Origin of the sequence: Streptomyces griseoluteus (genome assembly GCF_004784465.1) — a bacterium.
Taxonomy (GTDB): Bacteria; Actinomycetota; Actinomycetes; order Streptomycetales; family Streptomycetaceae; genus Streptomyces; species Streptomyces griseoluteus.
The window spans coordinates 705,697-726,412 of record NZ_SRRU01000002.1; the positions used below are offsets into that span (position 1 = coordinate 705,697).

Sequence of the window (20,716 nt, forward strand, 5' to 3'; positions counted from 1 at the left end):
CAAGAGGCCGATCGCCAGGGCGACTTGACGTTTGCTGGTGATCCCTTGTCCGAATAACTACGCGTATTTTACCTGGACTTGATCACGAATCGATCACGCTGATCATGATCCGCTTTCGCGGGCTGTGAAAAACGGGTGAAGCTGGGGTGCCCCTCCGGGTCGCACTCCCGGAGAGGCGGCGAGGTCGAATCCGGCCTCGCGAACGCCATCACACCAGGAGTGATCCATGCGTTCTTCCCTCAATATAAGCAAGGTTGCCGCAGTCGTGGCCTGCGCCGCCGTCCTGCCGCTCGCCGCCGCGCCCGCGGCGTCCGCCGAGGACGCCTACGGGAGCAAGGCGCGCGGCGGAGTGTCCATCCAGGCCATCGACAGCTACCTCTCGGGTGTGCGGCCGGGCTTCCAGTCGAGCAAGACCGACATCGGGTCGGCCCCGACGATCATCGACTTCTTCGACTGCAGAACCTCGGACCACGGCTTGGTGAACGAGTCGACCAAGGTTCAGCTCATCAACTACAACTACACCACCCCGAACGAGTATTGGGAGGAGAAGACTTTCACCGCCTGCTTCGACGGGGGTCAGTCCCACGGCGAGTGGACCGGGCGCAAGGGCGATGACCTCTTCTTCCAGATCAAGGCAGTGAACGGAACCACGAGCAGTGGCAGTGGGCCGACGCTCAGCGCGTCGCGCGTTCACATGTGGTGATTTGAGGAGTAAGAGGGCCCGCACCGATCCGGTGCGGGCTTTTTCCACCGTCAGAGAGCATGCGCCATGCCCATCGGCTTCCACTCGGCTGCCTTCGGCTATCGACGCCGCAGTCCGGTCATCCACGACTTCACCTTCGTCTTTCCGCCTGGCCGGACCGTGTTCCTCGGCCCGAACGGGGCGGGCAAGTCGACGGTCCTGTCCCTGGCCGCTTCCGTGCTGCTGCCGCGTTCCGGCACCGTCGCGTACGGCAGGCGGAGGACGGGCCGGCGCGGTGACCTCGCTGAATACCGTCGGCGCATCGCGTGGCTGCCGCAGCGCATCGAGTCGGTCCCCCGGCTGACCGCCCGCGAACAGGTGGCCTATGTCGGCTGGCTGAAAGGCATGAACCGCAGGGACGCCTGGGACGCCTCCCTCGGCGCTCTCCAGCGGGTCGAACTCGCGGATTTCGCCGACCGGAAGGTGCACCGGCTGTCCGGCGGACAGCAGCGCCGGGTCGGCGTCGCGCAGTCCCTGGTGCACAAGGCCGAAGTCCTCCTCCTGGACGAGCCGACGGCCGGCATGGACCCGCGCCAGCGGCGTGTCTTCCACGAGATCCTCGCCGGACTCGACCAGCACGTACTGCTCTCCACCCACGACGTCGCCGACCTGGAGGACACCTACGACCACGTCGTGGTCCTCAACGGCGGGACCGTCCGGTTCGCCGGGGCGGTACGCGAGTTCCACGCCATGGCACCGCCCGGCACCGCGCCGGGCCGCCTGGCGGAAGCCGCGTACTACCACACGGTCCAGGAGGAGACCGCATGCGCGTGACAACAGCGCTGCGCACCACCAGCGTCGTCTGGGTCGCGCCCCTGGTCCTCGCATGGGTATGGCTGGTCAGCAGCCACGAGGCCGCGAACGAACCCGCCTACTGGGCCGGTAACACCGCCCTGGTCGGGCACACCCTGCCCTTCTACGCCCCGGCCTGCGCGGCCTTCGCGGCATGGGAGGCCGGGCGGCTGAAGAGGGCGGGCGTCCATCGGCTGGCACCGGTGCGCGGCAGATACGCGATCGCGTTCGGCGCCCTGTGGCCCGTGGTGGCCCTCGGAGTGACGGCGGTCGTGGCCTGCCTGCTGACCGTGCGCCTGGAGACCGGCGCGGCGCACGACTGGCCGCACCTGGGCGTCCTCGCCATGGCCGGGTACCTGATCACCGTCCACACCGTCATGGGCTACGGGCTCGGCATGCTGCTCCCGCGCATTCTGGCGACCCCGCTGATCCTCGTCGTCGACTACCTGTGCCTCGTCATGCCGGTCACGGTCGTCGACCCGATGTGGCTGCGGGAACTGACCGGCTGGCTCGACGCCCCCTACGGCGACCTCACCGTCACCATGAATCCGGTGGCGCTCGCCGTCCCGATGGTGCTGGCTACGGGCATCCTGGCCGCCGTGCTGGTCAGTGCCGAGATCGCCCGGTGGCGCGGCCCCCGCGCCGTACGCGTCGGCGCCGCGGCCGCCGCATCCGTGGTCTGCCTGAGCGTGTTCACCGTCTCGGCCGTACTGCCCGTCCGCGACTGGAACGGTGACCCGCCGCCGCGCCCCCGCGCCGACCCACCCGTGTGCGCGGGCGCCTCACCCCGGATCTGCGTCCCCGTCGAAGCGGCCGGCAGTCTGAAGCCGCTGTCCGGCGCCGCGAAGGAGGTCGTACCGCGCCTGGTCGACGCGGGCATGCAGCCACCGAAGGAACTCGCGTTCGTCTCCGACGCGGCCGACACCGACACCCGGACCTGGAAGCTGTTCCTCTACCGCGACATGACGGACGTCGACCTGAAGGCGAGCATCGCCGCGTCGGCGCTGCCGACGATGCCGCCGTGCCCCGAGACCTCCGACGTCCGCACCGGTCACGCGGGCACGCTCGCCGCCTGGCTCATGGTCAAGGCCGGCATGGGCGTGGACGAGATCCAGAGCCAGCGCAGCCAGAAACTGGCCGCCGACCCCCGGGTGATGTCCGTGGTGAAAAGGGAGACGAAACTGTCCTCCGCCGAGCAGCTCTCGTGGTTCACCCGCAACGTCACGCTGCTCCAGCGGTGCCGCCCCGCTCCGGAGACCCTGCCCACCGTCGCCGCGGAAAGGGAGTGATCCGATGCGCATCTGGCTGAGAACGCGATGGATCACCGTCCTCGCCGCCGCTCTCGCGGCCTACACCGCGCTGACCGCGGCGGCCGGTGACACGCTGGTCGATCTTCCTTCCCTGGGCAGCGACGCCGCCCGGCCCCTGGTGCTCTTCGCCCCGCTCCTGGTCTGCATGGGGCTGGCGGTCTGCCTCGGCAGCAGACTCCCCGCCGCCGAGGCGTCGGGCAGCCGTCCGGTGGCCCGCTTCGACCAAGCCCTGATCCTGGCCACCGTCCTGGCCACGGTCGTCGTGGCGTACGCCGTCGCCGTGTTCCTCGACGCCCGGACCGCGAACACCGCCGGGCGCAACACCGCGTTCCTGGTCGGCCTGATGCTCTGTGCCCGCCGGACAGCGGGTCACCAGGTGGCGGCCATCACCCCCGTCGCCTGGGTGATCACGATGATGCTCATCGGCAACACGGGCGGCAACGGTCAGCCCCACCCCTGGACGGTCATCCTCCTGCCCCCGGACCATCTGCCCGCCGCACTCGCGGCCACCGCGGTACTGGCCCTCGGCGTGGCCACGGCCCCGCACGCCCCGATGCTCCGCGACACGGCCTGAGCGGGGAGGCTCCCGCCCCGGCAGGGGGGTGAACGTCCTTCCAGCACCGTCAACCGTTCGGGTCACCGGCCGGGCCGTCCCGGCTCCCGCGGTGCACTCTCGTAGGACGCGTCCCCTCCGCAGCCCTGGCCGAGGAGTCCCCCTACGTGCGTCTTCCCCGCAGCCTGACCCCGGTGACCGCGGCCGCGGTGCTCGTCCTCGCCCCGCCCGGCGGCGTCGCGCGCGCCGGTGACGGCAAGCCGCACGCCCCCGATCTCTTCGGGGCGTCCTGTCGCATCAAGGTGGACGGGTCCGAGGTGGTGGCCTACTGCCACAACCCGTATGTGCACGTCGACCGGGTGCGGCTGCACATCGAGTGCGCCCGGTGGTGGGACATCGACACCGACAGCGCGCCCGTGCCCGCGGGGCCCGCGCTGACGGTGAAGCTGACCGGGCGGTGCTGGAAGGAGATCCGGGTGGTGTGGATCAGTCACCAGAAGGCGGGCTGACACGCTCCGGGCGGCACTGGAAGGGGTAGCCCGCCGCCTCGGTGGCCGCCGCCCGCGCGTCACCGGTGCGGATCGCGTCCACCAGCCGGGTGTGGTCCATGTACGCCCGCTGCTCCAGCTCGGCGCCCACGTCCGCGCGCAGCCACTCCCGCAGCACCTCGCCGAGGTCCGCGTACATCGCCGTCATCACGTCGTTGTGCGAGGCGGAGACCACCGCCAGGTGGAAGGTGGCGTCGGCCGCCACGAACGCCTCCGCCTCCCCGGCCTCCCACGCCTCCTCGCGCCGGGTCAGCAGCGCGTCCAGCTGCTTGAGGTCCTTCTCGGTGCGCCGCTCCGCCGCCAGCTTCGCCGCCGACGACTCCAGCGTGGAGCGCAGCTCCGCGATGTGCCGGGGGTCGGCGTCCGCGAACCTGCGGTGCATCACCCCGGCCAGCTCACTGGTGGCGACCACATAGGTGCCGGAGCCCTGGCGGATGTCCAGCAGCCCGTTGTGCGCGAGCGCCCGTACCGCCTCGCGGACGGTGTTGCGGGCCACGCCGAGCTGCTCGACCAGCTCCGGCTCGGTGGGGATGCGGGAGCCGACCGGCCACTCGCCGGACGTGATCTGGGCGCGCAGCTCCGCGATGACCTGTTCGGACAGCGCCGACCGGCGCGGGTGGCTCAGAGGCATGGCCCACCTTGGCACGTGAGTTCCGGCCCGTACCAACGGACCGGACCGGGGCGCCCCGTACGGAGCCGGCTCCGGAATGGACAACCAATCATCCCATGATTCTATGATGGGTCTCATGGCTGAGGAGACCCGGACCGTGCGGAAGCCCGCCGTTCCCGAAACGAGCACCCCCCTGACGGCCGCCGCCGCCCCGCCCGCCTGGGCCGTGCGCGTGGTGGTCGTCGGCATCGTGCTGGCCGCGCTCAACCTCCGCCCGGCCATCACCAGCCTGGGCGCCCTCCTGGAGGAGGTCCGCGACGGGCTCGGCATGAGCGGCGGCGTCGCCGGACTGCTCACCTCCGTACCCCCGCTGTGTTTCGCTCTCTTCGGCGCCACGGCGCCCCGCCTCGCCCGTCGCTTCGGCCCCGGCGCGGTGGTCTGCGCGGGCATGACCGCCATCACCGCCGGTCTGCTGATCCGCCCGTACATCGGCTCCACCGCCGGGTTCCTGGCCGCCAGCGCGCTCGCCCTCATGGGCATCGCACTGAGCAACGTGCTGATGCCGGTCATCGTCAAGCGCTGGTTCCCGGACCGCGTCGGCACCATGACCGGCCTGTACTCGATGGCGCTGGCCCTCGGCACCGCCGTCGCCGCCGCCGTCACCGTGCCGATGACCGGCGCCCTCGGCGGGCACTGGCAGTCCGGGCTCGCCGTGTGGGCGGTCCTCGCGGGCATCGCCGTGCTGCCCTGGCTGCCGCTGGTCCGCGAGCGGGTGCCCGCGCCGGTGCCGGTGCCGGGCGCGGAGGCGGGCCCCCGGCTGCGCATCGCCCGCAGCCGCACCGCCTGGGCGCTCGCCGTCTTCTTCGGCCTCCAGGCGACCGCCGCCTACATCACCATGGGCTGGATGCCGCAGATCTTCCGCGACGCCGGGGTCCCGGCCGGTACGGCGGGCGTACTGCTCGCGGTCACCATGGTGATGGGCGTCCCGCTGGCCTTCGTCATCCCGCGCGTGGCGAGCCGGCTGCCCCACCAGGGGCCCATCGTGCTGGTCCTCGGCGCCTGCGGCCTCGCCGGCTACGCCGGGCTGTACCTCGCGCCCGCCGCCGGGGCCTGGGCCTGGGCGGTGCTGCTGGGCGTGGCCAACTGCGCCTTCCCGCTCGCGCTCACCATGGTTGGCATGCGGGCCCGCACCGGGCCGGGCGTGGCCCAGCTGTCCGCGTTCGCCCAGAGCACCGGGTACCTGCTCTCCATCCCCGGCCCGCTGCTGGTCGGCGTGCTCTACCAGCGCAGCGGCGGCTGGGGCGTGCCGATCGCGCTCATGGCGGCGCTGATGCTGCCGCAGATGGCGGTCGGGTTCCTCGCCGGGCGCGACCGGATCGTGGAGGACGAGGCGCACTGAAGCCGGGGGCGGCGGCCTCCGGCCCCGGCGAGGGTGGGACACTGGCCGCATGCAGCCTGTGCTCGATCCGAACCCTCAGAACGGCCAGAAGAAGATGCTGATCGTCTTCGGCTCGTTCTTCGCCATCTTCATCGTCATCGGCATCGTCGCGATGCTGCTCGCCCCCTCCTGACCGCATCCGCCGGGGGGTGGTGGCGGGGGTTTTCCCCACCATCCCCTAGGGGGCGGGGATCAGGGTCAAGTGGGTGGAAGCCCGGATGGGTTGACGGCCGGTGACCGCGTAGCTTCGAGGGGTACGGGAGAGGGATTCCCGTACGGTCCGACGAGCGACGGAGGCGATCATGCCGGTACCCGCCCACCCCCGGCCCCACCCCGCCGGTGCCCGGCTGCCCTGGTGGGCGCTGGCCCTGCCGGTACTCGCGTTCGTCGCGCTGCTGCTGCTCCTCATGAACCCCTCCGACGCGCAGGCGGCGAGCGGCGACCCCGCGCTCGCGCACATACTCGAGCGCGCCCGGCAGCTCGCCGAGCACTGAGGACCCACGCCCCCGCCCCGGTGAATCCGCATGTCAACTCCCTGCGCCAGGTGGCCTGTTTCATGCGAAGCTGGGTGACATGAGCGTTGCTGAACCCCGCAGGATCGTCCTCTTCCGCCATGCGAAAGCCGACTGGCCCGACGTTTCCGACCATGAGCGTCCCCTCGCCGACCGGGGCCGCACGGACGCCCCCGTCGCCGGCAGCAGGCTCGCCGACACCGGAATCGCCTTCGATCTGGCCGTCTGCTCCACCGCGGTACGCACCCGCGAGACATGGAAACTCGCCGTGCCCGAGCTGGATCACCGGCCGAAAACGGTCTATGAGGACCGGGTCTACAACGCCTCGCCCGGCGAGCTGATCGCCGTGCTGAACGAGACCCCGGACGACGTACGCAACGCGATCCTCATCGGCCACAACCCCGGCGTGCAGAACCTGGTCGAGATCCTGGCCGGAACCGCGGAGGGTGACGCCGGCGAGCGGATGAACCGGCGCGGCTTCCCCACCTCCGCCTTCGCCGTGCTGACCTTCGACGGCGACTGGAAGGACCTGGAGCCGGGCAAGGCGACGCTGGTGGACTACTGGGCGCCCTCGAAGTGACCTGCGCGGACACGCGCGCGGGGCCCGGAACCGAGGCGGTTCCGGGCCCCATGCGTGTCCGGCTCAGTCCTCGTCGTGCGTCTGCGCCGCCTCGACCTCTTCCCGGCTGACGCCCAGCAGATAGAGCACGGTGTCCAGGAAGGGGAAGTTCACCGCCGTGTGCGCGGCCTCCCGGACCACCGGCTTGGCGTTGAAGGCCACGCCCAGACCGGCCGCGTTCAGCATGTCCAGGTCATTGGCGCCGTCACCGATCGCCACCGTCTGTGACAGCGGCACCCCCGCCTCGGCGGCGAACCGGCGCAGCAGCCGCGCCTTGCCCGCCCGGTCCACGACCTCACCGGTGACCCGGCCGGTCAGCTTCCCGTCCGCGATCTCCAGCGTGTTGGCGTGCGCGAAGTCCAGGCCCAGCCGGTCCTGCAGCGCGTCCGTGACCTGCGTGAAGCCACCGGACACCACCCCGACCTGATAGCCGAGCCGCTTCAGCGTACGGATCAGCGTCCGCGCGCCCGGCGTCAGCCGGACCTCCTCGCGGACCTTGTCCACCACGGAGGCGTCCAGCCCCTTCAGCAGGGCCACCCGCGCGTGCAGCGACTGCTCGAAGTCCAGCTCCCCGCGCATCGCCGCCTCGGTCACCGCGGCGACCTCCGCCTCGCAGCCGGCGTGCGCGGCGAACAGCTCGATGACCTCGTCCTGGATGAGGGTCGAGTCCACGTCCATCACCACGAGCCGCTGCGCCCGCCGGTGCAGGCCCGCCGAGACCACGGCGATGTCGACACCGAGTGCGGAGGCGCTCGCGGCCAGCGCGCTGCGCAGGGATTCCGTCGCCACGCCGGACACCGCGAACTCCACGGCCGTCACCGGGTACTTGGCGAGCCGGAAGATACGGTCGATGTTGCCGCCGGCCTGGGCGATCCGCGCCGCTATGGCCGCCGTCGACTCGGCGGTCAGGGGGTGCCCGAGCACCGTCACCAGGGAGCGGCCTACACCGCGCGGGCGGTTGTCGCCGTGGCCGGAGATGATCTCGGCCTGCATCTTCATTGACTCGGCCCAGCTGTGGACCGTCGACCGGAGGTCGCCCTCCAGCCCCTCCGCGGGCTGCGTGACCAGCGCGCACAGCACCAGCCGGCCCCGCGTCACGACCTGCTCGATGTCGACCACGTCGACCTGGAAGGCGGCCAGGGTGTCGAACAGCCCGGCCGTGATGCCGGGCCGGTCCTTCCCGAACACCTTGACGAGAAGAGTGGGGACCTCACCGGTCCGCGAAGCGGCGATCTGCGAAGCGCTCATGGTCCCACCACCGTATCCGCCCCCCACGGCCGCCCGCCCGACAGGTCCGCCACCCGGACAGCACCCCGCCCGCCCCGGTCGCGGTCGATTGGACCCCTCCGCACCGGTATACGCCCCCCAACTCCGGTGCGCGCGGCCGCCCGACTAACAGTTGGGCGGTCCCGCCTGGAATAGTTCCCCACGATGTTCGACATCCCTAGACTCCCCGTGTCGGGGGCGATTCGGGGGACAACTCAGTGGGGCATGGAGTGCCGGAACTCGTACTGGAAACAAACGGACGGACCTGGACGCTGGAGCCGTCCCGGTCCTATGCCCTCGGACGTGATCCGCAGGGCGACATCGTCTTCGACGACGCCAGGGTGTCGTGGCGCCACGCCACGGTCCGTTTCGACGGGCACACCTGGGTCATCGAGGACCACGGCAGCACCAACGGCACGTACGTGCAGGGCCACCGCGTCGGCCGGACGGAACTGGGTGCCGGCACGGCCGTGCACCTGGGCAACGCGACCGACGGCCCGCGGCTGAACCTGACCGCGGCCGACGCGCAGCAGGCCGCGCCCTACGCCGCCCAGTCCGCCGTGTGGGCCCAGCAGACGCAGGCCGTACCGCAGGCCGCGCAGCCGCACGGCGCCGAGTGGCACAGCGGCCCGCAGCAGGCCCCGGCCTTCCCGCACCAGCAGGGCGGCACCCCCGCGGCGCCGGAGCAGCCGAACCACGGCGACCGCAGCCCGACCACGTTCCACCAGTTCGCCCTCGGCCACGTGATGCGCATCGGCCGTTCGCTGGACAACGACCTCGTCGTCTCCGACCTCCAGGTCTCCCGGCACCACGCCGAGTTCCAGACCACCCCCGAGGGCCGCTTCGAGATCCGCGACCTCGGCTCGCACAACGGCACGTACGTCAACGGCCAGCCCATCGCCAAGGGCGGCACCGCGGTCCTCGGTCCGGACGACATCGTCGGTGTCGGCCACTCGGCCTTCCGCATCGTCGGCGACCGCCTGGAGGAGTTCGTCGACACCGGTGAGGTGTCCTTCTCCGCCCGTCACCTCACCGTCACCGTCGACGGCGGCAAGCAGATCCTGCGGGACGTCTCCTTCGGCGCCCCCGAGAAGTCCCTGATCGCGGTCATCGGCCCGTCCGGCTCCGGCAAGTCCACCCTGCTCAAGGCGCTCACCGGCTACCGCCCCGCCAACGAGGGCGAGGTGCTCTACGACAACCGGAACCTGTACAAGCAGTTCGCCGAGCTGCGCCAGCGCATCGGCCTGGTCCCGCAGGACGACATCCTGCACAAGGAGCTGAGCGTCCGGAAGGCGCTGAAGTACGCGGCCAAGCTGCGCTTCCCCGCCGACACCACGCCCGCCGAGCGCGACGCCCGTATCGACGAGGTGCTGCGTGAGCTGAAGCTCGACATCCACAAGGACAAGAAGGTCACGTCCCTCTCCGGCGGCCAGCGCAAGCGCGTCTCGGTCGCCCTGGAGCTGCTGACCAAGCCCTCGCTGATCTTCCTGGACGAGCCGACCTCGGGCCTGGACCCGGGGATGGACCGCGACGTGATGCAGTTGCTGCGCGGTCTCGCCGACGACGGCCGCACCGTCCTGGTGGTCACGCACTCCGTCGCCGAGCTGGCGCTCTGCGACAAGCTGCTGGTGATGGCGCCGGGCGGCGCGGTGGCCTACTTCGGCCCGCCGGAGGAGGCGCTGAACTTCTTCGGCTACGACACCTGGGCCGACGTCTTCTCCGCCTTCGAGAACTACCGCGACTACGACTGGGCGGGCCGCTGGAAGGGCTCGCAGCACTACCAGATGTACGCCGCCGACCTCGACGCGGTCGCCGCCCAGTCCGTCACCGCGCCCCCGCCGCAGGCGGTCAAGCCGCCCAAGCCGCAGAGCTGGGGCTCGCAGCTGCTGACGCTGGTCCGGCGGTACGTGGCGGTCATCGGCTCCGACAAGGGCTTCCTGGCGCTGACGGTGATCCTGCCGGCCGTGCTCGGCGCGGTCAGCCTGCTCATCGACCACGAGAAGGGGCTGCTGGTCAACCCGCTCAACCCCAGAACCGGCCTGCACGTGCCCAACGGCACGGCGACGACGGTCCTGCTCATCCTCGCGGTCGGCGCCTGCTTCGCGGGCGCGGCGAACTCGGTCCGCGAGCTGATCAAGGAGCGGGTGATCTACGAGCGGGAGCGCGCGACCGGCCTGTCCCGCTCGGCGTACCTGATGTCCAAGGTGGTCGTGCTGGGCGCCGTCACGGTGCTCCAGGGCCTCATGGTCGGTCTGATCGGCTTCGCCAGCCGGGAGATCCCGGACCGGGGCCTCGTCCTCGGCGGCTCGACGCTCTTCGAGCTGTGCCTGCCGATCATGGCGCTGGGCTTCACTTCGATGATGTTCGGCCTGGTCATCTCGTCGCTGGTGCGTACCGCGGAGAAGACCATGCCGCTGCTGGTGATGTTCGCGATCATCCAGGTCGTGTTCACCGGCTGCCTGTTCACCCTGCACGGCACGCCCGGTGTCAACGAGTTCTCGTACCTGATGCCGTCCCGCTGGGCGGTGGCCGCGGCCGGCACCACGCTGGACTTCAACAACATCGCGCCGAACACCGACGACCCGACCAGTACCGACCCGCTGTGGGACCACTCGGCGGCGGCCTGGAGTCTGGACATGGCCGTGCTGATCGCGCTCGGGGCGGCCTGCGGCTTCCTCGTCTCGCGCTTCCTGCGGCGGCACGAGCCCGAGGTCATGCGCAAGTAGCGGCGCTCGCTCCTCGATGAGGCACGTGAAGGGCGGCACCCGGTTCGGGTGCCGCCCTTCCGCGTCGTCTCAGAGGTCCGCGCCGACCTCAGTACGCGCTGTTGACGTTGTCGATCGAGCCGTACCGGTGCGCCGCGTAGTTGGCGGCGGCGGTGATGTTGGCGACCGGGTCGTAGATGTCGTTCGAGGTGCCCTTCACGTGGTACGTGGCGAACGTGGGCGGGATCACCTGGAGCAGACCCTTGGACGGGACGCCGTTGACGGCGTTGATGTCCCAGCCGTTGATGGCGCGGGGGTTGCCGGAGGACTCCCGCATGATGTTCTTGTGCAGGCCGTGGTAGCTGCCCGGGATGCCCTTGGCGTGCATGATGTCGAGCGACTCGCGGATCCAGCCGTCGAGGTTGTTCTTGTAGGTCTTCGCGGCGACCGTCTCCATCTGGGGACGCGTCGCGGACCGGTCGGCGGCCTTCTTGGCGGCGCGCGACTCGGCGGCCTTGCGCTCGGCGGCGGCCTTCTTCGCGGCGTCGGCGGCCTTCTGCTTGGCGGCCTTCTGCTTGGCCGCGATGGCGTCGAGCTTGACCTTGTCGCTCGTCAGCGGGCTGCTGAGCGTGGCGTGCAGGTCGCGGGTCTGGCTCTGCTCGGCGGCCACCGGCTTGGCGGCCACGGCCGGGGTACCACCGGCCACGGTCGTGGCACCGCCGGGAACGGCGGACAGGGCGATGGCGGCGGCACCGAGGGTGCTGACACCCGCGATGGCGATCTTGTGCTGCTTGTTCAGCGCGGAGAACTTCTCGAGCGGGCGACTGAGACGACGATGCAGGGTGCTCTTGGGCATGGCTTGATGGACCTCTTCGTTTGCGCGGAGGTCGCTCTCGCGTCCGCCGGGGAAATCGGTTCCTCCAGCACGAACGCCGCGGGGTGAACCGCGGCGCTGAGCGACAGGAGCAATTCTTAGCGGCCGCAAAATCTCCTCGCAACGATGTGACGTACGAAGCCGGGTAGTGGATCAGGTCCACATAAAACAGGACAGATCATCACATCTACCCGTTCATCGAGGGGCGCTCTGTCTCCTATGTCCGTTCGTAAGTGATGTGCGCCCTATGCGGGGGCTCACACCGGTACGGGTCCAATGTCACGCGCGGTCATCGAGCGTTTCTCTGCGTTAGCAAACTCTCCGGGCACCCCGATGTCTGTGCGTGCACACCCGCCCGCGCGCGTTGTACCTCCTCGTCCCGCCTCCCCGCGCCACGCCGGTACCGTGAGGGCATGCACCCAGGTCCCCGGTCCGGTCTCGCCGCCGTGAGCGCCGCGCTGCTGGCCATGAGCAGGCATCTGGAGGTGCGCGACGTCCTCAAGACGATCGTCGCCTCCGCCCGGGAACTGCTCGACGCCCAGTACGCGGCCCTCGGCGTCCCGGACGACCACGGGGGCTTCGCCCAGTTCGTCGTGGACGGCGTCAGCGACGCCCAGTGGAAGGCCATCGGCCCGCTGCCCCGCCAGCACGGCATCCTCGCCGCGATGCTGCGCGAGGGCCGCCCGGTCCGCCTCGGCGACGTGCGTGAGGACCCGCGCTTCGAGGGCTGGCCGGACGCCCACCCCGAACTCGCCGACTTCCTGGGCCTGCCCGTACGCGACGGCGACGAGATCCTCGGGGCCCTGTTCCTCGCCAACAAGAACTGCCCCCGACCGCAGGGCGGTTGCGGCTTCACGGCCGAGGACGAGGACTTGCTCGGCATCCTGGCCCAGCACGCCGCCATCGCCCTCACCAACGCCCGCCTCTACGAACGCAGCCGCGAGCTGACCATCGCCGAGGAACGCTCCCGCCTCGCCCATGAACTCCACGACGCCGTCAGCCAGAAGCTGTTCTCCCTGCGCCTGACCGCCCAGGCCGCCACCGCCCTCGTGGACCGCGACCCCGCCCGCGCCAAGGACGAACTCCACCAGGTCGCCGCCCTCGCCGCCGAAGCCGCCGACGAACTGCGCGCCGCCGTGGTCGAGTTGCGCCCCGCCGCGCTGGACGAGGACGGCCTGCTCGCCACGTTGCGCACCCAGATCCAGGTCCTCGACCGCGCCCATACCGCCCGCGTCACCTTCACCGGCCACGGCCTGCGCGCCCTGCCCGCCGCCCAGGAGGAAGCCCTGCTGCGCGTCGCCCAGGAAGCCCTGCACAACGCCCTGCGCCACTCCGGCGCCGACAACGTCCACGTCGACGTGGCACGGCGTGGCCGGGGAGCCGTCCTGCGTATCACCGACGACGGCCGCGGCTTCGACCCCACCGCCGTCCGCCGGGCCGGCCGCCACCTCGGCCTCGTCTCCATGCGGGACCGGGCCGACGGTGCGGGCGGCACGCTCACCGTGGAATCGGCGCCCGGCAAGGGCACCGCGATCGAGATGGAGGTGCCCGGTGGCTGAGCCGATCAGGGTCCTGCTCGTCGACGACCACCAGGTCGTCCGCCGTGGCCTGCGCACCTTCCTGGAGGTGCAGGACGACATCGAGGTGGTCGGGGAGGCGGCCGACGGCGCCGAGGGGGTCGCCCGCGCCGAGGAACTGCGGCCCGCCGTGATCCTGATGGACGTCCTCATGCCGGGCACCGACGGCATCGAAGCCCTGCGCAGGCTCCGCGAGCTGGGCAACCCCGCCCGCGTCCTGATCGTCACCAGCTTCACCGAGCGCCGTACCGTCGTACCGGCCCTGCGCGCGGGCGCCGCCGGGTACGTCTACAAGGACGTGGACCCCGACGCCCTCGCCGCCGCCATCCGCTCCGTGCACGCCGGGCACATCCTGCTCCAGCCCGAGGTCGCCGACGCACTCCTCACCCAGGAAGAGGCCAACTCGGGCCAGGGCAGGGGCGGTTCACTCACCGAACGGGAACGCGAGGTGCTCGGCCTCATCGCCGACGGCCGCTCCAACCGGGAGATAGCCCGCGCCCTCGTCCTCTCCGAGAAGACCGTCAAGACGCACGTCTCCAACATCCTGATGAAACTCGACCTCGCCGACCGCACCCAGGCCGCCCTGTGGGCCGTACGCCACGGCATGACCGACTGAACCGGGGCTCAGCGCCGCTCGCGCTCCTCCACCACCGAGTTGTAGGCCGCCACCTGCGCCCGCCGCGCCGTCCGCTCCACCGGGCGCAGCGCCTCGGCGCGTGCCCCCATCTCCGAGGCACTCACCGCCCCGCCGTGCCCCCGCTCCTGGGCCAGCGAGACCAGCAGCCCCACCCGCCCCGCCAGCTCCAACACCCGTGCCGCACGCGGCGGATACCCCGGCGCCAGCACCTCCCCGTCCCGCTCGGCGCGCGCCCGGTACGCGTCGATCGCCGCCGCGGCCACCGGCCCCGAGCCGGCCACGTCCAACCTGGACAGCACCTCGGTGGCCTCCCGCAGCGCCTCCGCCAGCTCCCGTTCCGCCTCACCGAGGGAGGGCACATCGGCCGGCGGCGCCTCCCGCACCGGGAGGACGTGCCACACCACCTCCACGTGCACGTCGCCCGCCGGACCCGCCTCGGTGACCTCCGGCACCAGCCCGAAGGCGGCCCCCGTGCACACCACCGCCTCCCCGGCGGCCAGCGCCCGCGCGTTGAAGTCCGGCGGACCGCTCAGCCCCAGCGGATGTCCCGGCGCGGGCAGCGCCACCCGCAGCCCGGTCACCCCCAGCGCCCGCAGCCGGCCCAGCGCCAACGTGAGACCCACCACCCTGTTCTCACCCGGCAGCCCGGCCACCCGGTGCACCGCGTCGTCACCGACAGCGGCCAGTACGGCGTCGTCCGGCGAGACAAGTCCGGCCAATAGGGCATTTCCCCAAGCGGCGAGGCGTCCTGAACGCGGTTCCGTGAGCATGCCCCCACCCTAAGGACCGGACCGATGGAATGGAGCGGGGCACTCGTGGCGTAGATTTCATATGGGCTGCGCCCATCGGCGCGGCGGACCGAGCCACAGGCGTACGCGACAGCCGAGACCGGCCACAACGCAAGGGGAGACAACGCGCTCATGAGCGATGTTCTGGAGCTTCAGGACGTATCCGTGGTCCGTGAGGGCCGGGCTCTGGTGGACCAGGTCTCCTGGTCGGTCAAGGAGGGCGAGCGCTGGGTCATCCTCGGCCCCAACGGCGCCGGCAAGACCACCCTCCTGAACGTCGCGTCCAGCTACCTCTTCCCCACCAAGGGCACCGCCACCATCCTCGGCGACACCCTCGGCAAGGTCGACGTCTTCGACCTGCGCCCCCGCATCGGCATGGCCGGCATCGCCATGGCGGAGAAGCTCTCCAAGCGCCAGACCGTCCTCCAGACCGTCCTCACCGCCGCCTACGGCATGACCGCCGGCTGGCAGGAGGAGTACGAGGACGTCGACGAGCAGCGCGCCCGCGCCTTCCTCGACCGCCTCGGCATGAGCGACTTCCTCGACCGCCGCTTCGGCACCCTCTCCGAGGGCGAGCGCAAGCGCACCCTGATCGCCCGGGCCCTGATGACCGACCCCGAGCTGCTCCTCCTGGACGAGCCCGCCGCCGGACTCGACCTCGGCGGCCGCGAGGACCTCGTCCGCCGCCTCGGCCGGCTCGCCCGCGACCCCATCGCGCCCTCCATGATCATGGTCACCCACCATGTCGAGGAGATCGCCCCCGGCTTCACCCACGTCCTCATGATCCGCCAGGGCAAGGTGCTCGCCGCCGGACCCATCGAGCTGGAACTGACCTCCCGCAACCTCTCCCACTGCTTCGGCCTCCCGCTCGTCGTCGAGCAGGCCGGCGAGCGCTGGACCGCGCGCGGTCTCCCGCTGGGCTGACCCGCCCCTTTCGGCCACCACCGGTCCAGCCGCACCCTGTCGGCAGCCCGGCCCCCGGACCTACCATGACCGGGTGAACGCCATAGACGCATGGGTGTGGTGGCTCGTCGTCGCCGTGGCCCTCGGAATCCCACTCGTCGTCACCGCCATGCCCGAGTTCGGCATGCTCGCGGTCGGAGCCGTGGTCGCCGCGGGCGCGGCCGGACTCGGCTTCGGCATCGTCGTCCAGGTCCTCGCCTTCGTGATCGTCTCGGTCGCGCTCATCGCGGTGGTCCGCCCCATCGCGGCCCGCCACAGCAGCCGTCGCCCCCATCTGCCCACCGGCATCGACGCGTTGAAGGGCAGACAGGCCGTCGTCCTCGAACGGGTCGACGGCACCGGCGGACGCGTCAAGCTCGCCGGGGAGATCTGGTCGGCCCGCGCCCTCGACACCGCCCGCGCCTACGACGTCGGCCAGGAGGTGGACGTCGTCGACATCGACGGAGCCACCGCGCTCGTCATCTGACCTCGTACGACTCAACTGAACCGAACAGCAGACGACTTGCCGGACGGTCTGTCAGACTCGACCGGCAAGATCTTTCACAGGCCACGGCATCCGCCGCGCGCACCGAAGCGGAGAGGGGATACGGGGAACACGATGGAACCGGTCATCATCGTCCTGGTCATTCTGGTGGTGTTGGTCTTCATCGCCCTGATCAAGACCATCCAGGTCATCCCACAGGCCAGCGCCGCCATCGTCGAGCGCTTCGGCCGCTACACGCGCACCCTGAACGCGGGCCTGAACATCGTCGTCCCGTTCATCGACACCATCCGCAACCGCATCGACCTGCGCGAACAGGTCGTACCGTTCCCGCCCCAGCCGGTGATCACCCAGGACAACCTGGTGGTCAACATCGACACCGTCATCTACTACCAGGTCACCGACGCCCGCGCCGCCACCTACGAGGTCGCCAGCTACATCCAGGCGATCGAGCAGCTCACCGTCACCACGCTGCGCAACATCATCGGCGGCATGGACCTGGAGCGGACGCTGACCTCCCGCGAGGAGATCAACGCGGCCCTGCGCGGCGTCCTCGACGAGGCCACCGGCAAGTGGGGCATCCGCGTCAACCGCGTGGAACTGAAGGCCATCGAGCCCCCCACCTCCATCCAGGACTCGATGGAGAAGCAGATGCGCGCCGACCGCGACAAGCGCGCCGCCATCCTCACCGCCGAGGGCACCCGGCAGGCCGCCATCCTCACCGCCGAGGGCGAGAAGCAGTCCCAGATCCTGCGCGCCGAGGGTGAGGCCAAGGCCGCCGCACTCCGCGCCGAGGGCGAGGCCCAGGCCGTACGCACCGTCTTCGAGGCCATCCACGCGGGCGACCCGGACCAGAAGCTCCTCTCCTACCAGTACCTCCAGATGCTCCCGAAGATCGCCGAGGGCGACGCCAACAAGCTCTGGATCGTCCCCAGCGAGATCGGCGACGCCCTCAAGGGCCTTTCCGGAGCCATGGGCAACTTCGGCAACCTCGGCGGGGGCGGCGGCGCGGTGCCCCAGCAGAACAAGGGCACGGCCACCGGCACCGACCGCCGCGAGCGGCCGACCATCGACTGAGCCCACCCCGGCACGACAAGGGGCCCGCTCTCCCGACGACGGAGAGCGGGCCCCACTGTCGTCCACCGGCCTACGCGGCCGCGGGCGGCGCCAGCCACTCCGGCAGCGCCGCGAAGTCGTCCGACCCCAGCGCCAGCAGCATCGCGTCCGCCGGAGTCGGCTCGAACGGCTGCCGCAGCAACGGCATCCCCGCCTGCTGCGGTGTCCGGTCCGCCTTGCGGTGATTGTCCTCCGCGCAGGACGCCACCGTGTTGAGCCAGGAGTCCGCGCCCCCCTGGGCCCGCGGTATCACGTGGTCCACCGTGGTCGCCGCCCGCCCGCAGTACGCGCAGCGGTGCCGGTCCCGCACCAGCACACCCCGCCGCGACCACGGCGCTTGTCTTCGGAACGGCACCCTTACGTATCTGCACAGCCGGATCACCCTCGGCGCCGGCATGTCCACCGCCGTGCCGCGCATCCGCAGCCCGGTGTGCGCCTGCTCCACCACCGCCTTGTCCTGGAGCACCAGCACGACGGCGCGGTTCACCGTCACCGTAGACAGCGGCTCGAAACTCGCGTTCAGGACCAACGTGCCACGCATCCCGCCCACCTCCCGTGCGCCTGTCCGCACCCCCGGCGGACCTGGACCAACTCTGGACGGACGCATCGAGATGGACAACGAAATAAAAAGCGCCCGCCCCTGATCAATTCCAAGACCAGGGGCGGGCAAACACCGAAGGGGCACTCAGCCCCGCGCGGGAATCTCGTACTCCCCGATGAGCTGGGCGCGAGCCAGCGCGTGGAAGCGCAGGTTGAAGCCCACGACCGCCGGAGTGGCGTCCGGGCCGACACTCAGCTTGTCCTCGTCCACCGCGTACACCGTGAACACGTAACGGTGCGGACCGTCGTCGGGCGGCGGGGCGGCGCCGACGAACCCCGGCTCGCCGTAGTCGTTGCGCACCTGGACGGCGCCCTCCGGCAGCCCCGCGAAGTCGCCACTGCCCGCACCCGCGGGCAGTTGGGTCACCGAGGCCGGGATGTCGAAGACCACCCAGTGCCAGAATCCGCTCCCGGTCGGCGCGTCCGGGTCGAAGCAGGTCACGGCGAAGCTCTTGGTCTCCGCAGGGAAGCCGGACCAGCTCAGCTCCGGAGAGGTGTTCCCCTCCGACTGCACCTGGGCGTCCTTCAGCGTCGCGCCCTCGGTGATGTCCTCACTCGTCACCGTGAACGACGGCACGGGCGGATGGAAGTCATGGGGGAGCGGCCGCCGCTTGTGCTCGGTCACGTCGATACCTCCTGCTGATCGTTCCGTTCGTGACTCCCGAGCCTAGAACCAGTTCCGCTTGCTTCCGACCTCGGACAGCCACTGGTTGAGGTAACCGGCCCAGTCGGTGGCGTGGAAGTCGTGCAGGCCCACCTGGAAGGAGCGGAAGGTGTCCGAGCCCTCGCTGAACAGACCCGGCTTCTTGTCCATCTCCAGCACGACGTCCATCGCGTTCTCGTCGGCCACGAAGCTGAGCTCGACCTGGTTCAGACCCCGGTACTGGGACGGCGGGTAGAACTCGATCTCCTGGTAGAAGGGGAGCCTCTGCCGGGTGCCACGGATGTGGCCGCGCTCCATGTCGGCGTTCTTGAAGCGGAAGCCGAGCTGGATGAAGGCGTCCAGCAGCGCCTTCTGCGCGGGCAGCGGGTGCACCCGGATCGGGTCCAGGTCGGAGGAGTCCACCGCGCGGGCGATCTGCAGCTCGGTCGTCACCCCGATGTGCATCCCGCGCAGCTCCTGCCCGTCGATCACCGTGACGGGGGTCTCCCAGGGGATCTCCAGACCGAACGGCACCGCGTGCACCGCCCCGGCCTGCAGCTCGAAGGCACCGCCGAGCCGCACCTTGGCGAACTCGACGTCCTGCTTGTAATCCTGGTCGCCGCTCTCCACCTCGACCCGCGCCTGGAGGCCCACGGACAGGCCCTCGATGTTCTGGTTGACCGAGCCGCCCTGAATCCGGACCTCACCCTGGACGACGCCACCGGGCACCACATTGACCTCGGTCAGCACCGTCTCGACGGAGGCGCCCCCGGCCCCCAGGCTCGCGAGCAGCTTCTTGAACGCCATTGACTCTCCCTTTACGTATGGACCCTCGACCCGTACAAACGCGAGCCGGCCACGACCGGTTCCGCCGGGACCGCGACGCGGCTGCATTACCCTCGGAGGGCATGATCACGCCCCCGGACCGTACGCCACTGCCTCGGGACTTCTTCGACCGTCCCGTACTGGAGGTCGCCCCCGACCTCCTCGGCCGCCTCGTCGTCCGCACGACCCCCGACGGTCCGATAGCCCTCCGCCTCACGGAGGTGGAGGCGTACGACGGCCCGAACGACCCCGGCTCGCACGCCTACCGCGGCCGCACCCCCCGAAACGACGTGATGTTCGGCCCGCCCGGCCATGTGTACGTCTACTTCACCTACGGCATGTGGCACTGCATGAATCTCGTCTGCGGCCCCGAGGGCACCGCGAGCGGTGTGCTGCTGCGCGCCGGCGAAATCGTCGAGGGCGCCGAGCTGACCCGGAAGCGCAGGCTTTCGGCCCGCAACGACAAGGAACTGGCCAAGGGCCCGGCGCGGTTGGCCACCGCCCTGGACGTCGACCGCTCCCTCGACGGCACCGACGCCTGCACCACGGGGGACACCCCGATCCGGGTCCTCACGGGCACGCCGGTCCCGCCCGAGCAGGTACGCAGCGGCCCGCGTACCGGAGTGGCCGGCGACGGCGGAGCCCATCCCTGGCGCTTCTGGGTCGCGGACGACCCCACCGTGAGCCCCTATCGGGCCCATGTCCCGAGACGCAGGCCACGTTGACTCGTCCCCGCCGGATGCGTAAGGTAGCCCGAGTCGCTTGAACCGGGTACGGCAATCGCCTGCAGCCGGAAGCGGCCACCCACTACCTACGACTTCCCCTGGCGGGGATGATTTCGGCGTGCCCGCACGTCCGAATTCGACTCCGCGAGACTCGATTATGAGTAACAGCGGAGATCGGCTAACGTAGTGAATGTCGAAAGGCCGGACGGCGAAAGCCGAAAAGCCCAGGACAATCCCAATCCGACTGGGAATCAGACGCCGAAAGGATCTGATAGAGTCGGAAACACCGAAGGGAAGCCCGGAGGAAAGCCCGAGAGGGTGAGTACAAAGGAAGCGACCGTTCCTTGAGAACTCAACAGCGTGCTAAAAGTCAACGCCAGATATGTTGATAA

At 70.6% G+C, this 20,716-nt stretch carries 23 protein-coding genes; 16 read left to right on the plus strand and 7 right to left on the minus strand.

Features of this window, described 5'->3' with window-relative positions:
- Positions 1–226: 226 nt before the first annotated feature.
- The 5 genes from E5082_RS08680 (at position 227) to E5082_RS08700 (ending at position 3,906) form a co-directional block, all read left to right on the plus strand.
- Complete coding sequence (locus E5082_RS08680; RefSeq protein ID WP_135790670.1) at positions 227–703, plus strand: hypothetical protein; 477 nt, start codon at positions 227–229, stop codon at positions 701–703.
- Between the two features lie 66 nt (positions 704–769).
- The gene (locus E5082_RS08685; RefSeq protein ID WP_135790671.1) at positions 770–1,516 is read left to right on the plus strand and encodes an ABC transporter ATP-binding protein; all 747 of its coding nucleotides are present in this window, start codon (positions 770–772) and stop codon (positions 1,514–1,516) included.
- Entirely contained in the window at positions 1,507–2,823 is a 1,317-nt protein-coding gene (locus tag E5082_RS08690) for a DUF7224 domain-containing protein (RefSeq protein WP_135790672.1), read from the plus strand. Before E5082_RS08685 ends, E5082_RS08690 begins: the two co-directional genes overlap by 10 nt.
- A gap of 4 nt (positions 2,824–2,827) precedes the next feature.
- The gene (locus tag E5082_RS08695; protein WP_135790673.1) at positions 2,828–3,418 is read left to right on the plus strand and encodes a hypothetical protein; all 591 of its coding nucleotides are present in this window, start codon (positions 2,828–2,830) and stop codon (positions 3,416–3,418) included.
- Between the two features lie 146 nt (positions 3,419–3,564).
- Positions 3,565–3,906 (plus strand): hypothetical protein, encoded by a 342-nt coding sequence (locus tag E5082_RS08700; protein ID WP_135790674.1) that lies wholly within the window; start codon positions 3,565–3,567, stop codon positions 3,904–3,906.
- Here the strand turns inward: E5082_RS08700 and E5082_RS08705 are convergent.
- Entirely contained in the window at positions 3,884–4,576 is a 693-nt protein-coding gene (locus tag E5082_RS08705) for a FadR/GntR family transcriptional regulator (RefSeq protein WP_135790675.1), read from the minus strand. The genes E5082_RS08700 and E5082_RS08705 overlap by 23 nt on opposite strands.
- Positions 4,577–4,679: 103 nt before the next feature.
- On the opposite strand from E5082_RS08705, the gene E5082_RS08710 reads away from it, so the two are divergent.
- The 4 genes from E5082_RS08710 (at position 4,680) to E5082_RS08720 (ending at position 7,085) form a co-directional block, all read left to right on the plus strand.
- A complete protein-coding gene (locus E5082_RS08710) occupies positions 4,680–5,954 on the plus strand; it encodes a CynX/NimT family MFS transporter (protein ID WP_135790676.1) in 1,275 nt (424 codons plus the stop codon).
- Positions 5,955–6,003: 49 nt separating this feature from the next.
- Positions 6,004–6,126 (plus strand): SGM_5486 family transporter-associated protein, encoded by a 123-nt coding sequence (locus E5082_RS33385; RefSeq protein ID WP_268255589.1) that lies wholly within the window; start codon positions 6,004–6,006, stop codon positions 6,124–6,126.
- Between the two features lie 169 nt (positions 6,127–6,295).
- Positions 6,296–6,487, plus strand: coding sequence for a hypothetical protein (locus E5082_RS08715; protein ID WP_135790677.1), 192 nt, complete (start codon positions 6,296–6,298; stop codon positions 6,485–6,487).
- Between the two features lie 79 nt (positions 6,488–6,566).
- Positions 6,567–7,085 (plus strand): SixA phosphatase family protein, encoded by a 519-nt coding sequence (locus E5082_RS08720; RefSeq protein WP_135790678.1) that lies wholly within the window; start codon positions 6,567–6,569, stop codon positions 7,083–7,085.
- A 63-nt stretch (positions 7,086–7,148) separates the two neighbouring features.
- Here the strand turns inward: E5082_RS08720 and serB are convergent, their stop codons facing one another.
- Positions 7,149–8,372, minus strand: a complete 1,224-nt coding sequence (gene serB, locus E5082_RS08725; RefSeq protein ID WP_135790679.1) for a phosphoserine phosphatase SerB — start codon at positions 8,370–8,372, stop codon at positions 7,149–7,151.
- Between the two features lie 248 nt (positions 8,373–8,620).
- On the opposite strand from serB, the gene E5082_RS08730 reads away from it, so the two are divergent.
- A complete protein-coding gene (locus E5082_RS08730; RefSeq protein WP_229918665.1) occupies positions 8,621–11,116 on the plus strand; it encodes an ABC transporter ATP-binding protein/permease in 2,496 nt (831 codons plus the stop codon).
- Between the two features lie 88 nt (positions 11,117–11,204).
- Here E5082_RS08730 and E5082_RS08735 read toward each other — a convergent pair whose 3' ends face one another.
- Complete coding sequence (locus E5082_RS08735; protein ID WP_135790681.1) at positions 11,205–11,951, minus strand: transglycosylase SLT domain-containing protein; 747 nt, start codon at positions 11,949–11,951, stop codon at positions 11,205–11,207.
- Positions 11,952–12,382: 431 nt separating this feature from the next.
- Here E5082_RS08735 and E5082_RS08740 point away from each other — a divergent pair, with 431 nt between their 5' ends.
- On the plus strand, positions 12,383–13,528 hold the full coding sequence (locus E5082_RS08740; protein WP_135790682.1) for a GAF domain-containing sensor histidine kinase: 1,146 nt from the start codon (positions 12,383–12,385) through the stop codon (positions 13,526–13,528).
- Positions 13,521–14,162, plus strand: a complete 642-nt coding sequence (locus E5082_RS08745; protein WP_135790683.1) for a response regulator — start codon at positions 13,521–13,523, stop codon at positions 14,160–14,162. The genes E5082_RS08740 and E5082_RS08745 overlap by 8 nt, the downstream gene beginning before the upstream one ends.
- Positions 14,163–14,170: 8 nt before the next feature.
- Here the strand turns inward: E5082_RS08745 and E5082_RS08750 are convergent, their stop codons facing one another.
- A complete protein-coding gene (locus tag E5082_RS08750) occupies positions 14,171–14,953 on the minus strand; it encodes a hypothetical protein (protein ID WP_135790684.1) in 783 nt (260 codons plus the stop codon).
- A gap of 150 nt (positions 14,954–15,103) precedes the next feature.
- Between E5082_RS08750 and E5082_RS08755 the strand changes: the two genes are divergently transcribed.
- The 3 genes from E5082_RS08755 (at position 15,104) to E5082_RS08765 (ending at position 17,492) form a co-directional block, all read left to right on the plus strand.
- A complete protein-coding gene (locus E5082_RS08755; protein WP_086693277.1) occupies positions 15,104–15,895 on the plus strand; it encodes an ABC transporter ATP-binding protein in 792 nt (263 codons plus the stop codon).
- 73 nt (positions 15,896–15,968) lie between these two features.
- Entirely contained in the window at positions 15,969–16,400 is a 432-nt protein-coding gene (locus tag E5082_RS08760) for an NfeD family protein (RefSeq protein WP_135790685.1), read from the plus strand.
- 132 nt (positions 16,401–16,532) lie between these two features.
- Positions 16,533–17,492 carry an SPFH domain-containing protein gene (locus tag E5082_RS08765; RefSeq protein WP_135790686.1) on the plus strand — a complete coding sequence of 320 codons (960 nt, stop codon included), beginning with the start codon at positions 16,533–16,535 and terminating at the stop codon, positions 17,490–17,492.
- A gap of 70 nt (positions 17,493–17,562) precedes the next feature.
- Here the strand turns inward: E5082_RS08765 and E5082_RS08770 are convergent, their stop codons facing one another.
- The 3 genes from E5082_RS08770 to E5082_RS08780 form a co-directional block, all read right to left on the minus strand.
- Positions 17,563–18,072 carry an HNH endonuclease gene (locus tag E5082_RS08770; protein ID WP_086693280.1) on the minus strand — a complete coding sequence of 170 codons (510 nt, stop codon included), beginning with the start codon at positions 18,070–18,072 and terminating at the stop codon, positions 17,563–17,565.
- A 144-nt stretch (positions 18,073–18,216) separates the two neighbouring features.
- On the minus strand, positions 18,217–18,756 hold the full coding sequence (locus E5082_RS08775) for a YbhB/YbcL family Raf kinase inhibitor-like protein (protein ID WP_135790687.1): 540 nt from the start codon (positions 18,754–18,756) through the stop codon (positions 18,217–18,219).
- Positions 18,757–18,798: 42 nt separating this feature from the next.
- Positions 18,799–19,581, minus strand: a complete 783-nt coding sequence (locus tag E5082_RS08780; RefSeq protein WP_135790688.1) for a sporulation protein — start codon at positions 19,579–19,581, stop codon at positions 18,799–18,801.
- 101 nt (positions 19,582–19,682) lie between these two features.
- Here E5082_RS08780 and E5082_RS08785 point away from each other — a divergent pair, with 101 nt between their 5' ends.
- The gene (locus E5082_RS08785) at positions 19,683–20,324 is read left to right on the plus strand and encodes a DNA-3-methyladenine glycosylase (protein ID WP_135790689.1); all 642 of its coding nucleotides are present in this window, start codon (positions 19,683–19,685) and stop codon (positions 20,322–20,324) included.
- Positions 20,325–20,716: the final 392 nt, after the last annotated feature.